The following is a 13,813-nucleotide window of genomic DNA, read 5'->3' as shown; positions in this document are numbered from 1 at the left end:
ACAAGAAAATTATTACTCTAACATCTTGCCTCACCCAGAACAAGTAAAACCGAAAAATATCATTGATAACGTTTTTGAAACGAGAGAACAATTACAATCTTCTGAGTCAAGCGCAATTAAACAGCAAAATCCTCCTTCTTCCCCATCAGTCATAACTCCAAAAATTAGTAGCATCATCAGCATGATCGATTTAAATAAGACCCAGTATCAAAAGCTCAATGCTAATAATTCAAAAATAACCAAAGCCCACACAGCCTTCCTACAAGCCAGACAAGATTACAGTCAACAAATGAGCGAAATAATTCAATTACAACTAGCTTGCGCCCAAAACTTGCTGAACGAAGAATCTTAATATCTCATACCAATTCTCTCCAAACCTTCTCTTCCTTTGCGCCCTTTGCGTCCTTTGCGGTTCGTTTAAAAATTATTACGTGCATCTCCGAAAAAATTGGTATTACTCTCTTACTCTGTGCCCTCTGCGCCTCTGCGGTTCGTCAACAGAGTCTACACCCTTCAACCTTATCATCCATTGCTTGTAAACCGAGGGATAACTGCCGTGACAACCGTAGATACGGTACTAAGTAAACACGATAATGGCCTTAACTTCTCCCCCTGGTCATATAACAAAAACCAGGTTTGGAAAGGTTCTTTAGAAACAGTATCTTTCGAGAAACAAACCATCAAAGATAAATTGATGGTATTAAATAAACCCTGCTACATCGTGAAAGTTGCCGGAAAAATCGGTGTCACAAATGAGGGTTACTTATGCCCTGGTGATAATGGCACAACAGCACAAGTAGAACTGCTAACATTTGCAGCCCCAATCCGCATTCAACAATTTGGAGATCCCAATTTTCTCTCCTCTCATGGAGTAAAATATGCTTACGTTACCGGCGCAATGGCTGGCGGAATAGCTTCCGAAGAAATGGTCATTGCACTCGGAAAAGAGCAAATTTTGAGTTCCTTTGGTGCAGGTGGTTTAACTCCAGAACGTTTAGAAGCAGCCATCAATCGTATTCAACAAGCCTTACCTCAAGGGCCTTATGCATTTAATTTAATTCACAGTCCCAATGAACCTGCAATTGAACGCCGCGCTGTGGATTTATATCTCAAATATCAAGTAAGAACAGTAGAAGCCTCTGCATTTCTCGACTTGACTCCCAACATTGTTTATTACCGTGTTGCTGGATTGGGCTTAAATAACACCAATCAAATTGAAATCAAAAATAAAGTCATCGCCAAAATTTCGCGCCGAGAAGTAGCTACAAAATTTCTCCAACCAGCACCAGCCAGAATTGTCAAAGAACTTCTTCAACAAGGATTAATTACCGAGTTACAAGCAACCCTTGCAGCTAAAGTTCCGATGGCTGATGATATTACCGTCGAGGCTGATTCTGGAGGTCATACAGATAACCGTCCTCTAGTTTGTTTGTTACCTTCTCTTATTGCCTTGCGGGATGAAATTCAAGCACAATATCATTACCAAACACCCATTAGAATCGGCGTAGCCGGGGGAATTGGCACACCACAATCAGCATTAGCAGCCTTTATGATGGGTGCTGCTTATATAATGACTGGTTCAATTAATCAATCATGTGTTGAATCTGGGGCTTGTGAACATACCAAAAAGTTACTCGCTCAAGCAGAAATGGCTGATATGATAATGGCCCCAGCCGCAGATATGTTTGAAATGGGGGTCAAATTGCAAGTTCTCAAACGGGGTACAATGTTCCCCATGCGAGCGCAAAAATTATTTGAACTCTATCGCGCTTACGATTCCATTGAAAGCATCCCCCTCGCAGAAAGAGAGAAATTAGAAAAACAAGTTTTTCGCAAAACTATTGCTGAAGTATGGGAAGGAACTGCGGCTTATTTGTCCCAAAAGAATCCTGAGAAACTTGGGAAAGCAGTCAATAATCCTAAACTGAAAATGGCGTTGATTTTTCGCTGGTATCTAGGATTATCTTCTCGTTGGTCTAGTTCTGGTGAAAAAGGTAGAGAAGTCGATTATCAAATTTGGTGTGGCCCGGCAATGGGCGGTTTCAATGACTGGGTACGCGGTTCTTACCTGTCTGAACCAAATAATCGTCAGGTAGTTGATGTTGCTAATCAAATTATGACTGGTGCAGCCTTTTTGTATCGTGTCCAAAACTTGAAAATTCAAGGGCTGCAAGCTTCCGATTATTACAGTCAATATCACCCTGTTCGTTCTACATCATTGTTGGAGATTTAAAAATGACTATAAAACAGTCTTTCACAGCAGACGATATTCAAATATTTTTGGTATCTAACTTAGCTAAGTTGCTAGGAGTCGCAACTGATGAAATAGATGTCAAAGAACATTTAGAAAACTATGGTTTGGATTCAGCCCAAGCAATGATCCTAGTAAGTAACTTAGAAAAGTTGCTCGGATTTCAACCCTCTCCATTGCTCTTGTGGCATTACCCAAATATTGAAGCTCTTTCACAGCGTTTAGCTGAAGAAGTGCAAGATGGTTCACCGATTCAAGATACAAAGGTGACAACCTCTAATGCCAACGCTGCACCCACTGTTCTAGATTTAAGTGCCGAGGCTGTTCTTGACCCCACCATCCATCCCGGCGCTGCATCTAATGTGCTTGTAGGTGAACCCAAAAACATCTTTTTAACTGGAGGAACAGGCTTTTTAGGAGCTTTTATCATTCGGGAATTGCTACAGGAAACCAATGCGGATATCTATTGCTTAGTCCGTGCTGCCAATGCCGAAGAAGGCAAAAGCAAACTCCAAAATAATCTGCAACAGTATGCAATTTGGCAGGAAGAATTTAATTCCAGAATTATTCCGATTGTCGGCGATTTATCTCTGCCGTTGTTAGGAGTTGGCTCTGAACAGTTTCAAATTTTAGCTGCCAATATTGATACTATATATCATAGTGGTGCTTTGTTGAATTATGTTTTCCCATACTCAGCACTGAAGGCAGCCAATGTTTTAGGAACTCAAGAAGTTTTGAGATTGGCTTGTCAAATTAAAGTCAAGCCTGTACATTACGTTTCTAGTGTAGCTGTTTTTGAATCGACTGCTTATGCTGGCAAAGTTGTCAAAGAACAGGATGAATTCAATCATTGGGAAGGTATTTATCTTGGTTACTCTCAAACTAAATGGGTAGCTGAAAAGTTAGTCAAAATTGCCCGTGACCGTGGGCTTCCTGTAACTATCCATAGACCGCCATTAATTTCTGGCGATAGCAAAACGGGCATTTGCAACACACATGACTTTATCAATTTGATGACCAAAGGGTGTCTACAAATGGGATATTTTCCTGATGTAGATTATATGTTAGATATGTCTCCTGTAGACTATGTAAGTAAAGCGATTGTTTATCTATCACGCCAAAAAGAATCCATAGGTAAAGCTTTCAATTTACAACATCCACAACCTGTTTCTTTGAAAATATTAGTTGAGTGGATACGCTCTTTTGGTTATTCAGTTGAAATGATTACCTACGAAAAATGGCAATCTGAGTTAATCAATAATGTGACTTCTGCTGACAATCCTTTGTACACTCTGCGACCCTTTTTACTGGAACGTTGGTCTGATGAACAACTGACTATTCCTGATTTGTACTTGCAAGCTAGAAGACCTCATATTAGCTGCCAAGACACTCTCCATGCACTAGCAGGTAGTTCGATTGCTTGTCCGACCATTGACTCTCAATTGTTTATGACTTATACTACATACTTGATTCAAAGTAGCTTCTTGAATATCGCTTAGTACAGCTTTGCATAAAACCGTGGTGAATTGAGGGTTGAAGTTTAAACGCATAGGCGCTTCGCCTTCCCGCAGGGTAGGAACGCAGAGAGGTAAACGCATAGGCGCTTCTCTACGAGACGCTGCGCGAACGCCTTCCCGTAGGGTAGGGGCGCAGAGAATTCGCTACGAATTAATGAAATGTTGTACTTAGTAATTCACAAATTGCGTAGGGTGTGTTAGGAAGGTAAGGCACTATCTCGGATACTTTCGGTGCGTTAGGTCAGCCGTAACACACCCTACAAAGTTATTTTGTTTATGTCCATGTTTTTTAAAATTCAGTACTGCTGAATAGCCAATATTTCAGATGCCAGCAACAACTCATACATCAACAGTGGCAATATAGTTGCCCTGTTTTTTTATGCTCAATAATGTAGATTTTTAGGATTCACCCCTTGACAGAAGCAATTGAAGATAGAATGGTTAGTGTCGGGCATAAAAGTTTGATTTTACCTGCTGGCTGTTGTAAGTAATCAAAAGCCAACGCGAGTAGTTTGAAATAACCAAACTTCTTTAATGCCGTACTTAATTCGATGCATAAATCCTAAATTTACCTTTGGACTGCTACATCTATCCAAGGCATCACACAAGCATTTGAAAGGGTAATAACTCCAGATAGTTCCTGTCGGTTCAAATATTACGTGTACTTAATTGTAGGACGAGAACCACTGTAAATGCAACGCAGCTTCATCAAGTTGAATTCACCAATATTATTACATGAACAAAACACATCGAGGTCAGAGCAAAAAAACTGCTCTTATTACTGGAGCAGCCGGTGGAATTGGCTACGAATTAGCGTGTATTTTTGCTGCTCATGATTACAATCTAGTCTTAATAGACAGAAACGGGTTAAAACTAATAGAAATTGCAGGTAAATTCCAAGAAGAATTTGGAAATTTTGTCAAAACTATTGTTAAGGATTTATCGATATCAACAGCTCCTGAAGAAATTTTCATGGAGTTGCAAAAAGCCGATATTAATGTTGATGTGCTGGTAAATAATGCTGGATTTGGGATCTATGGATTATTTCACGAAACAGACCTAGCTACTGAACTAGAAATGCTACAGGTAAATTTGGTGTGTCTCACCCATTTAACTAAGCTATTCGTGAAGGGCATGGTAAACCAAGGTGAAGGTAAAATATTAAATGTTGCCTCGGCTGCGGCCTTTCAACCTGGGCCTTTAATGGCGGTTTATTTTGCTACTAAAGCTTATATCTTATCTTTTTCAGAAGCGATCGCTAATGAATTAGAAGGTACAGGTGTCACTGTGACAGTTCTTTGTCCAGGTTCAACCGCATCCGCCTTTCATGAAAGAACCGGAATGGCTGACTCTAAGTTGCTCAAGGGCAAGAAAATGATGGATGCACAAACAGTAGCCGAAATTGGTTTTCGTGCCTTAATGAAGGGCAAAACTATTGTCATTCCTGGTTTTATCAATAAACTACTTGCAAAAAGCGTCAGATTTCTACCCAGAAAGCTGGTGACAAAAATTGTCAGAAATATGCAGGAAGAGAAGTAGGGAAGATGAGGGGGATGAGGGGGATGAGGGGGATGAGGGAGATGAGGGAGATGAGGGAGATGAGGAGACACGGAGATTAATGACAAATGACAAATGACAAATGACTAATGACTAATATTGCCAGCATTTTAAGTTCCAGCCAAAATTCGCTACAGCAACAGCAGCAACATAATTGTTCGCGGGTACTAGTTCAAAAAGACTCCAGTCTTGTAATATCTGTAACTTGGCTGGTTCGGTGGGAGTCAATGACACTTCAATTTGCTCTAACTGGGATAGTCCCTCTCCAGTTGCTTTTAAATAAGCTTCCTTACAAGTCCAGTAACGGAAAAATACCTCTTGCTGTTGGTTGGGAGATAGCGATCGCAACATTTCATATTCTCTCGGTAAAAAGAACCGTTTGGCAATAGCTTCTAAATCAGACATGGGGCGAATATATTCTAGGTCTACGCCAATTTGGCGGGTGCAATTCACCGCACACAAACCTAAATCTTGGGAATGAGACAAGTTAAACGCCAGTCCACTATCGGCAAATGTATCTGCTAATACTGGTTTACCACGCTGTTGATAATTAAACTCTACTTGTGATGGCTTGATACCCAAATAGCGAGCTAATATAATTCGGAGAATACCGCGACCAGCAATGAAACGCTGTCGATGTTGCTGAAAATAGAAGCGTTCAGCACGAGCCGTTTCATCACTGGAAAGGGTTGTTGCTAAATGTTGTAACTGTGCTTCTGGTTGGTCAAGTTCTATGCGCCAGACGTGAATCTCATCCGGTAACAAAGTTAAATCTGTCGGTGCAGGTAGCCAGAGATGGTTCATTATAATTCGTAATTCGTAATGAAACAAGTTCGCATTTGCTCTGGCGTCGGCATATTAAAATTATAGAAAATATGCCGAAAACCCTTGAGGAACAGCAACGTAGTTGCGTATTCCGTACTTCAGGCTGCGTGATGTTCGCGCTTGCGTCTCCCCTTGGGAGAAGGCTAATTGAGTCCTTTAGGACTCAGCCATGTTAGAATAATTCAATCAGTACAAGATTTAAAAACCTACCCCCGGACTGGGGGAAAGTATACGCCCGAAAAACCTTGAGGAGATATCACTATGCCCTATGGGGCTTTCCGTAGTGAGCCTGGGAACCTGTGTAAACAGGATATTTTGGCCGTGAGGTCTTAAGAATCTCCGCGCCTTTAGGTCGGAGAGTGTCAATTCAATTTTACTATACTGCCACCAATGTCGTTGACTTAGAGCAAAGCTGATTTTTTCGAGACTAGCCAAAATATATTGAATTGTTTTGACGTAGCACTGCTACGTCTCTACAAGGGTTCTGGGTAACGCATATAGCGGTTCCCAGCCTAGTGAGGTACGTTTTCAAGGCTACTAACCTTGGTAAACAAGATTTGGGTGTACCTCAGTTGCTTGGGAAACGCTATATTTAATTTCACCAGATGTCTAAGATACAGTATTGATTTTTTTTAGTTAAAATCTTAATTATTACCTTTGGTATCAAAAATTAGTGATTATGGACTGGCGACACTATATCCATTCTGACCAAAAAATATTATTAGGTAAACCAACGTTAAAAGGTACGCGGTTATCTGTTGAATTTATACTTGGTTTATTTGCTAATGGTTGGACGGTGCAGCAAATTTTAGATAATTATCCAACTTTAACACCACAAGCTGTGCAAGCTGTGTTCGTGTTTGTTGCTGAGTGTATACGAGATGAATCTTTATACATGCTACCGTTTTTATCTGAGTCAGCGTGATGCGATTTTTAGCAAATGAAAATTTCCCAATGATCAGTGTAGTGGATATTTTACAGTTTTTGAGCGTAGCCAGTTACGCCAGCGTCCGCTACCTTAATTTGGTTTATTTGAAAGCTGTTGACTCAGACAATTGTCAAATTTTAAATTACGAATTACGCTGTTTCTGCAACCATTCTAAAGTCCTATTCCATGCCCACCAAGGATCAGAATCGTTTACTTGACGTTGACACTTTTTGCTGCTCAAATAGCCAACATGGCCGCCGTACTGAGTGAGAAACAAATCTATTGTAGGATTGCGATCGCACGCTTGTTGTAATTCCGGTATGATCGCTGGGTCAAAAAGTGGGTCATCAGCAGCATATAAAATCAAAGTCGGTTTTGAGATTTGCGGCAATATTTGTAAAGCACTACTAGCTTGGTAATATGCTTCCACAGAAGGAAAACCTAGTCGGTTAATTACTAGTTCATTATCAAAACCCCAAATACTATTTGCCCGTTCAATGGCTGCGGGGTCAATGCTTCCAGGATGGGCATCATGTATCTTCCATGCGAGTTTTTTTAAATTTTGGGCAATTCCTGCTTCCAAATATCTGCCAAAGGGCTTTGTAACTAGATAAGATAGCGATCGCTGTGAATCCAAACTTGGACAAATCACCATACCACCGCCAATATCGCCATCTTCTAGTCCTAAATCTCCATACTCCTTAATCACCTCACCAGCTACCTTCACTGCCCATAGTGCCAACTGCCCTCCTAAAGAAAACCCTGTAAACCAAAATTTCCCCGGACATCCCATTGCCTTAGCAGCGGCCGCAATGCGAACAAAATCTTCCCCCTCATATAAACCATCAGAAGTGAGAGTTGGGGACAATTGGGCAGTTTTCCCGTGGGCACGCCAATCAAATAACACCACAGCGTATCCTTGAGCATAGGCTTTACGTCCTAGCACTCTCAAAAACCATTCCGTCTCTAACTCTCCAGTGATGCCATAAGTACCGATAATCGTGCTGTGAGCATTTTGCGGCATCGCAACCAAGCCAAAAATTGGCACACCTTGGCCACCAATGAAGGTTTTTTCCTGGTAGTACGGTTCTGGTAATCGAGTAGTACTTTTCCAGTAACGTTTTCCCCACAAAGCGGTGTATACAGTCATCATCACACCGTTTTGTAAAAACCAAGACGGATTGTAGAGGGGAGTATAACACATCATAGACTATAAGATTTCGTGTAGTTGAGTCTTGATTTCACAGTCATTTAATCTTAATATTTATGTAAGATTTAAAAACTTTTTCATCATTGATTCAAAAGTCTTTGTATCTATCAAAGGTTGTTAATTATCCTTAATAAGTAGTAATAATTTTTTAAGAATGCCGAGGATTCTTGTCATAGACGATGACCCAGCGATTTCAGAACTAGTTGCCGTCAACTTGGAAATGGCTGGCTACGATGTTAGTCAAGCTGAAGACGGCATCAAAGGTCAAGCGCTGGCTCTCCAGCTACAACCAGACTTGATCATGCTCGATTTAATGTTGCCCAGGGTAGATGGGTTTACCGTTTGCCAACGCCTGCGCCGCGACGATCGCACCTCTGAGATTCCCGTGTTAATGTTGACGGCTTTGAGCCAAACTCAGGACAAGGTGGAAGGCTTTAATGCTGGCGCAGATGACTACCTCACCAAACCTTTTGAAGTTGAAGAACTGCTGGCGCGGGTGCGGGCACTTTTGCGGCGGACTGACCGCATTCCTCAAGCAGCAAAACACAGTGAGATACTCAACTATGGCTCACTCACCCTCGTTCCCGAAAGATTTGAGGCAATATGGTTCAATGAGACGGTGAAATTGACTCACTTGGAATTTGAGCTACTTCACTGCTTACTGCAACGCCACGGTCAAACAGTTTCTCCTAGCGAAATCCTCAGAGAAGTTTGGGGCTACGATCCTGATGACGACATTGAAACGATTCGAGTCCATATTCGCCACTTGAGAACTAAGTTAGAACCAGATCCCCGCCATCCCCGCTATATCAAAACAGTGTATGGTGCTGGATACTGTCTTGAGTTACCCGGTATACCTCCATTAAATGAAGGGGCTTCAGTAACTGTCGTTGAATGAAATTACGCTAAATTCCCTTAACTAAGCTATCACTTAGGCAAGAACTTTCAGAAACTCTTATTCCTTACCGTTTAGTTAAGGTTATTGGTGGGGTGTGTAGAGACGTTGCATTGCAACGTCTCTACAAGCGCATCCGCGATCATAATAAATTTTACAAATTTTATTAAATATTGTAATCAAAGTTTAGTCAGCAAGCATAAGCTTTTATCTATGAAAGCAATTTAATATTTATTTAATATTGAGGTTTGTGAATGAAAAACATTGACATATCTCGCTGTAAGCTATTACTATCCGGACTTAAACTAGGCAATAAGTCAGTAACCCAGCCCTAAAGGGACTGAAGCTCTGCAAGAGAAATCAAACAAGCTGTGCTGACCAGACTACCTAGCAACAGATGAAACTTGCGATTTTTGTAAGTTTTTCTACTCAAATTTTGGAACTGTGTTTGCTTAAGCCTTCTCTATTGGAGATTCGTATTTAGCGACTCACCATGTGGAAGGATATTTAAGTTGGGTAAATACTTTAATTGGCTAAAAAATGAATCAGAATTTCTCATTGGATCAATTCTCCTCGGCAAATATTTCAATCAGAGTTTTGTAGCCATCGCGAATAAATTGCAACCGCGAAGCAACTTATGTGAATTTTTAAAGTTGAGCAGCTAACCCTTACCCAATAGTTAATTCTCGTGTTAGAAGCGTGCGTATTCGCAACAATATTTTGCGGATTTTTCGGCATCATCCTTAAAAAGAACCTCGTGATGAAGATCATCTCTATGGATGTCATGAGTACCGGGGTTATCGCCTATTACGTGGTAATTGCATCACGAGATGGCTTGTTCACACCAATTATTTCCAACGCCAAAAATGTCAGATACGCCGATCCGGTTCCCCAGGCGGTAATATTGACGGCGATTGTGATCGGACTTTCGATTCAAGCGTTAATGCTGGTCGGTGTTATGAAGCTAGCACGGGATAATCCGACCTTGGAAAGCAACGAAATCGAGAAGAATAATACGCCATGAGTAACATTACGATCGCCTGGATTGCACTACCGTTGTTTTTTGGGTTTGTCATTTATCTGCTGCCAAAAATTGACAAATATCTCGCACTGTGCGTGGCTTTGGCTTCGGTGGGATATGCATTGCAGCTATTTGCCACTGGGTCGCCACTGACACTACAGTTACTAGATAATTTTGGCGTTATCTTAACAGTTGATCAATTAAGCGGCTACTTCATATTAACTAATGGGCTGGTGACGGCAGCAGTCATCCTCTACTGTTGGTACAGCGATAAGACAGCTTTTTTTTACGCACAACTGATCATTTTACATGGCAGTGTCAATGCCGCCTTTGCCTGTGCGGATTTAATTAGTTTATACGTGGCGTTAGAGGTAAGTGGTATTGCCGCGTTTCTATTGATTGCCTATCCCCGGACTGACCGGTCGATTTGGGTTGCCTTACGCTATCTATTTATCAGCAACGTGGCAATGCTTTTTTATCTGGTTGGGTCGGTGCTGGTCTATCAGGCACATCATTCATTTAGTTTTGCAGGTTTGCGCGTAGCACCTCCAGAGGCCCTTGCCCTGATTTTTTTGGGATTCTTGACAAAAGGAGGAGTTTTTGTATCGGGATTATGGTTGCCCTTGACCCACTCCGAATCGGAAACGCCAGTGTCGGCGATGCTGTCGGGAATTGTGGTAAAAGCTGGTGTCTATCCATTAGTGCGGTGTGCGTTGATGGTAGAAGAGATTGACCCAATCGTGAGAATCTTCGGAGTTGGCACTGCGCTTCTGGGAGTGTTCTATGCAGTCTTTGAAAAAGATACCAAACGGATGCTGGCGTTTCACACAGTTTCGCAGTTGGGCTTTATCCTCGCTGCGCCGTCCGTGGGTGGTTTTTATGCGCTGACGCACGGACTGGTTAAATCGGCGCTTTTTCTAATTGCCGGGGCTTTACCGAGTCGCAATTTCAAGGAACTGCAACATCAACCGATCGCTACCCCGGTTTGGATTGCCTTAGTTATAGCCAGCTTCTCGATATCGGGCTTTCCCTTGTTATCCGGCTTTGGGGCGAAAGTATTGACGACAAAGAATTTACTGCCTTGGCAAGCGATCGCAATGAATGTTGCAGCCCTCGGAACCGCAATATCCTTTGCCAAATTCATATTTCTGCCGCGTGGAGGAAAAGCCGATTTAAAGCCTAGTTTCTGGGCAGCCATGATTCTGTTGCTCGGTGGGCTAATTCTGGCTAATGTTGTGTATTACGAGGCCTACACCGTTGCGAATATCATCAAACCCCTGGCAACCATCGGCGTTGGCTGGTTGGCGTACTTACTGATTTTTAAACATTCAATAATCAAGTTACCGCGTGTCCTTGAACAATTTGACCATTTGGTCGGTGTCATGAGTCTGATTTTAATCCTGTTGTTCTGGAAGGGATTTGCATGGTTGGGTATTTAAATCTAATATTGCGACTGACTATCTGGTTTTTGCTCACTGCCGATTTCAGTGTGGCAAATATCATCATTGGCATCAGCATCGCACTTCTATTGCCCGGTGGTCACACAGCTAGGGAATCATTAAAAGATTGGGTGCGTGTGCTGGGTGAAATCATGGCGGCAATTCCCCAGGCGTATGTTGAGGCATTTGAAATGATCCTCCGCCCGCATAACCACGAAGATATAACGATGGAACAAGTTAAACCAGGACGCACACCAGGGCTGATATTTCTGGATATATTCTTAATTACCTTTACACCAAAGACTGTTGTTTTGAAATACCACGAAGCAGGCTGGTACGAGGTACATTGGGTGCGACGAAGGAGAAAAGAATGAATCTGAATCTGGTATTGATTGCAATGATTCTCGCACTGCTCATCCCCATGTATGAGGCATGGCAAGATGATGATATTTGGCAAAAAATGCTCGCATTTGGCAGTGCTGCTACCAAAACTTCAATCATGATCCTGGTCGTATCCCTCTTGCGTGATGATTGGATGATTGGGGTTGTCGGCGTGATCATCCTCAGTGTGGGAAATGCTGGATTAATGTTGCTGGCTCATGTACTCAAACGAATGAATGAAGCGTAAACTACCCACCACCAATTGCTAAGAGCAATATGGTGGGGGCAATAAATCGCCCAGAGTTTACCCGACTAAGTGTTAAATCACTACGATTTTCAGGTCATCTTACCTACAAATACGAAGCCAGTTTGTAGCTCTAAGGTTAGCAGTTAAACAGAGTCATTGGGTTTGAGTCAGTGCTGTTAGCGTAAAAAGCCTTTAAATCATTGTCCAGGCTAACATTACCCGAAAGGAGGGACTTCATGTCCAAAATATTTGTTTTAGACACAAACTTTATACAACTAGACCCAATTCATCCAGCACAGGCAAGACAGTTATTGCAAAACAAAAAAGCAGCAATTTATCGCCGCTTTCCGTTCACAATTATTCTAAAAAAGTCTCAACCAGATTCAACAGTTCAACCACTGCGATTAAAGATTGATCCAGGTGCAAAATTCACAGGAATTGCATTAGTCAACGAAACAAATGGAGAGGTTGTATTTGCAGCAGAATTAAAGCATCGCGGCTTTGCTATTAGAGAAGCTTTAACATCTAGACGACAATTAAGACGTGGTAGACGGGCAAGAATTACTCGTTACAGACAACCTAGATTTTTAAATAGAACACGTCCAGAGGGATGGTTAGCGCCAAGCTTACAAAGTCGTGTTGAAAATATTAAAACCTGGGTTAATAAACTGCGCAAACTTGCACCAATTGCAGCTATCAGTCAAGAATTAGTACGCTTTGATATGCAGTTAATGCGTAACCCAGAAATTCAAGGGAAAGAGTATCAACAAGGTACTTTGCAAGGCTACGAAACGAGAGAATATCTACTCTTAAAATGGGGCAGACAATGTGCTTATTGTGGAGTGAAAGACGTGCCACTACAGATAGAACATATTCATCCCAGAGCTAAAGGAGGTTCTAATTCAATTACTAATCTCACCTTAAGTTGCGAAAAGTGCAACACCAAAAAAGGAACTAAAGACATTAAAGATTTCCTGAAAAAAGACCCATCCAAATTAACAAAAATCTTGGCGCAAACTAAAAGACCCTTGGCAGATGCAGCCGCAGTTAACACAACTCGCTCTTGCTTATTTAGGATTTTAAAAGAAACCGGATTACCTGTAGAAACAGGTTCAGGAGGTCTAACAAAGTTTAATCGCAGTCAACAGAAATTAGAAAAAAGTCACTCTTTCTGATGCTGCTTGTGTTGGTCAATCAACACCCAAACTAATTATTAAATGCGTCAAGACTCTATTAATTACAGCTAACGGACACGGTTCAAGACAATCATGCAGAACGGACAAATTTGGATTTCCCAATCGTCATGTACCAAGAGAAAAAATACACTTTAATTTTCAAACTGGCGACATCGTAAAAGCAGTTGTCATCACTGGTAAAAAGATTGGTAATTATGTTGGGAAAGTGGCTATTCGTTCATCCGGTAGTTTCAATACTTCTGCTAAAAATGGATTAGTTCAAGGAATATCGCACAAGTTTTGTAAACGTATTCACGCGAAAGACGGTTACTCATATGCACAATAAAAGATTTATTAATTGCTCAAC

13 protein-coding genes and 1 pseudogene are annotated in these 13,813 nt (G+C 41.5%); 11 read left to right on the top strand and 3 right to left on the bottom strand.

Going from position 1 to position 13,813, the window contains the following annotated elements; all coding sequences use genetic code 11:
- The 4 genes from LC605_RS04760 to LC605_RS04745 form a co-directional block, all read left to right on the top strand.
- Positions 1 to 352 (top strand): hypothetical protein (locus tag LC605_RS04760; RefSeq protein WP_229546420.1); only part of this gene is annotated, 352 nt, incomplete at its 5' end.
- A 204-nt stretch (positions 353 to 556) separates the two neighbouring features.
- Positions 557 to 2,233, top strand: coding sequence for a PfaD family polyunsaturated fatty acid/polyketide biosynthesis protein (locus LC605_RS04755; RefSeq protein ID WP_229546419.1), 1,677 nt, complete (start codon positions 557 to 559; stop codon positions 2,231 to 2,233).
- A gap of 2 nt (positions 2,234 to 2,235) precedes the next feature.
- Positions 2,236 to 3,750: a thioester reductase domain-containing protein gene (locus tag LC605_RS04750; RefSeq protein ID WP_229546418.1), complete on the top strand. Its 1,515-nt coding sequence runs from the start codon at positions 2,236 to 2,238 to the stop codon at positions 3,748 to 3,750.
- 753 nt (positions 3,751 to 4,503) lie between these two features.
- Positions 4,504 to 5,307: an SDR family oxidoreductase gene (locus LC605_RS04745; protein ID WP_229546417.1), complete on the top strand. Its 804-nt coding sequence runs from the start codon at positions 4,504 to 4,506 to the stop codon at positions 5,305 to 5,307.
- Here the strand turns inward: LC605_RS04745 and LC605_RS04740 are convergent.
- Both LC605_RS04740 and hetI read right to left on the bottom strand, forming a co-directional pair.
- Positions 5,254 to 5,400, bottom strand: a complete 147-nt coding sequence (locus tag LC605_RS04740) for a hypothetical protein (protein WP_229546416.1) — start codon at positions 5,398 to 5,400, stop codon at positions 5,254 to 5,256. The genes LC605_RS04745 and LC605_RS04740 overlap by 54 nt on opposite strands.
- 18 nt (positions 5,401 to 5,418) lie before the next feature.
- Complete coding sequence (gene hetI, locus LC605_RS04735) at positions 5,419 to 6,129, bottom strand: 4'-phosphopantetheinyl transferase HetI (RefSeq protein ID WP_229546415.1); 711 nt, start codon at positions 6,127 to 6,129, stop codon at positions 5,419 to 5,421.
- A gap of 700 nt (positions 6,130 to 6,829) precedes the next feature.
- Between hetI and LC605_RS04730 the strand changes: the two genes are divergently transcribed.
- Positions 6,830 to 7,075 (top strand): DUF433 domain-containing protein, encoded by a 246-nt coding sequence (locus tag LC605_RS04730; protein WP_229546414.1) that lies wholly within the window; start codon positions 6,830 to 6,832, stop codon positions 7,073 to 7,075.
- Between the two features lie 145 nt (positions 7,076 to 7,220).
- On the opposite strand, the gene LC605_RS04725 is transcribed toward LC605_RS04730, so the two are convergent.
- Positions 7,221 to 8,285, bottom strand: a complete 1,065-nt coding sequence (locus LC605_RS04725) for a YheT family hydrolase (RefSeq protein ID WP_229546413.1) — start codon at positions 8,283 to 8,285, stop codon at positions 7,221 to 7,223.
- Between the two features lie 157 nt (positions 8,286 to 8,442).
- On the opposite strand from LC605_RS04725, the gene LC605_RS04720 reads away from it, so the two are divergent.
- From LC605_RS04720 to iscB, 6 genes and pseudogenes are all read left to right on the top strand, one after another.
- Positions 8,443 to 9,186 (top strand): response regulator transcription factor, encoded by a 744-nt coding sequence (locus tag LC605_RS04720; protein WP_229546412.1) that lies wholly within the window; start codon positions 8,443 to 8,445, stop codon positions 9,184 to 9,186.
- Positions 9,187 to 9,871: 685 nt separating this feature from the next.
- Positions 9,872 to 10,207, top strand: a complete 336-nt coding sequence (locus tag LC605_RS04715) for a cation:proton antiporter subunit C (RefSeq protein WP_229546411.1) — start codon at positions 9,872 to 9,874, stop codon at positions 10,205 to 10,207.
- Positions 10,204 to 11,643 (top strand): cation:proton antiporter, encoded by a 1,440-nt coding sequence (locus LC605_RS04710; protein WP_229546410.1) that lies wholly within the window; start codon positions 10,204 to 10,206, stop codon positions 11,641 to 11,643. Before LC605_RS04715 ends, LC605_RS04710 begins: the two co-directional genes overlap by 4 nt.
- Positions 11,628 to 12,017: a Na+/H+ antiporter subunit E gene (locus tag LC605_RS04705; protein WP_229546409.1), complete on the top strand. Its 390-nt coding sequence runs from the start codon at positions 11,628 to 11,630 to the stop codon at positions 12,015 to 12,017. The genes LC605_RS04710 and LC605_RS04705 overlap by 16 nt, the downstream gene beginning before the upstream one ends.
- Complete coding sequence (locus LC605_RS04700; protein ID WP_229546408.1) at positions 12,014 to 12,271, top strand: hypothetical protein; 258 nt, start codon at positions 12,014 to 12,016, stop codon at positions 12,269 to 12,271. Before LC605_RS04705 ends, LC605_RS04700 begins: the two co-directional genes overlap by 4 nt.
- A 236-nt stretch (positions 12,272 to 12,507) precedes the next feature.
- Positions 12,508 to 13,792 (top strand): annotated as a pseudogene (gene iscB, locus LC605_RS04695) (RNA-guided endonuclease IscB).
- The last annotated feature ends 21 nt before the right edge of the window (positions 13,793 to 13,813 follow it).

Origin of the sequence: Nostoc sp. CHAB 5836, from assembly GCF_020829445.1 — a bacterium.
Taxonomy (GTDB): domain Bacteria; phylum Cyanobacteriota; class Cyanobacteriia; order Cyanobacteriales; family Nostocaceae; genus Nostoc.
This window is presented reverse-complemented; position numbering and strand designations above follow the sequence as displayed.

What these genes read in the sequence shown, in the direction of transcription:
- hetI (WP_229546415.1), bottom strand. Translation starts at nt 6,129, where the DNA reads ATGAACCATCTCTGGCTACCTGCACCGACAGATTTAACTTTGTTACCG.
- LC605_RS04710 (WP_229546410.1), top strand. Translation starts at nt 10,204, where the DNA reads ATGAGTAACATTACGATCGCCTGGATTGCACTACCGTTGTTTTTTGGG.
- LC605_RS04725 (WP_229546413.1), bottom strand. Translation starts at nt 8,285, where the DNA reads ATGATGTGTTATACTCCCCTCTACAATCCGTCTTGGTTTTTACAAAAC.
- LC605_RS04750 (WP_229546418.1), top strand. Translation starts at nt 2,236, where the DNA reads ATGACTATAAAACAGTCTTTCACAGCAGACGATATTCAAATATTTTTG.
- LC605_RS04730 (WP_229546414.1), top strand. Translation starts at nt 6,830, where the DNA reads ATGGACTGGCGACACTATATCCATTCTGACCAAAAAATATTATTAGGT.
- LC605_RS04720 (WP_229546412.1), top strand. Translation starts at nt 8,443, where the DNA reads ATGCCGAGGATTCTTGTCATAGACGATGACCCAGCGATTTCAGAACTA.
- LC605_RS04700 (WP_229546408.1), top strand. Translation starts at nt 12,014, where the DNA reads ATGAATCTGAATCTGGTATTGATTGCAATGATTCTCGCACTGCTCATC.
- LC605_RS04705 (WP_229546409.1), top strand. Translation starts at nt 11,628, where the DNA reads ATGGTTGGGTATTTAAATCTAATATTGCGACTGACTATCTGGTTTTTG.
- LC605_RS04745 (WP_229546417.1), top strand. Translation starts at nt 4,504, where the DNA reads ATGAACAAAACACATCGAGGTCAGAGCAAAAAAACTGCTCTTATTACT.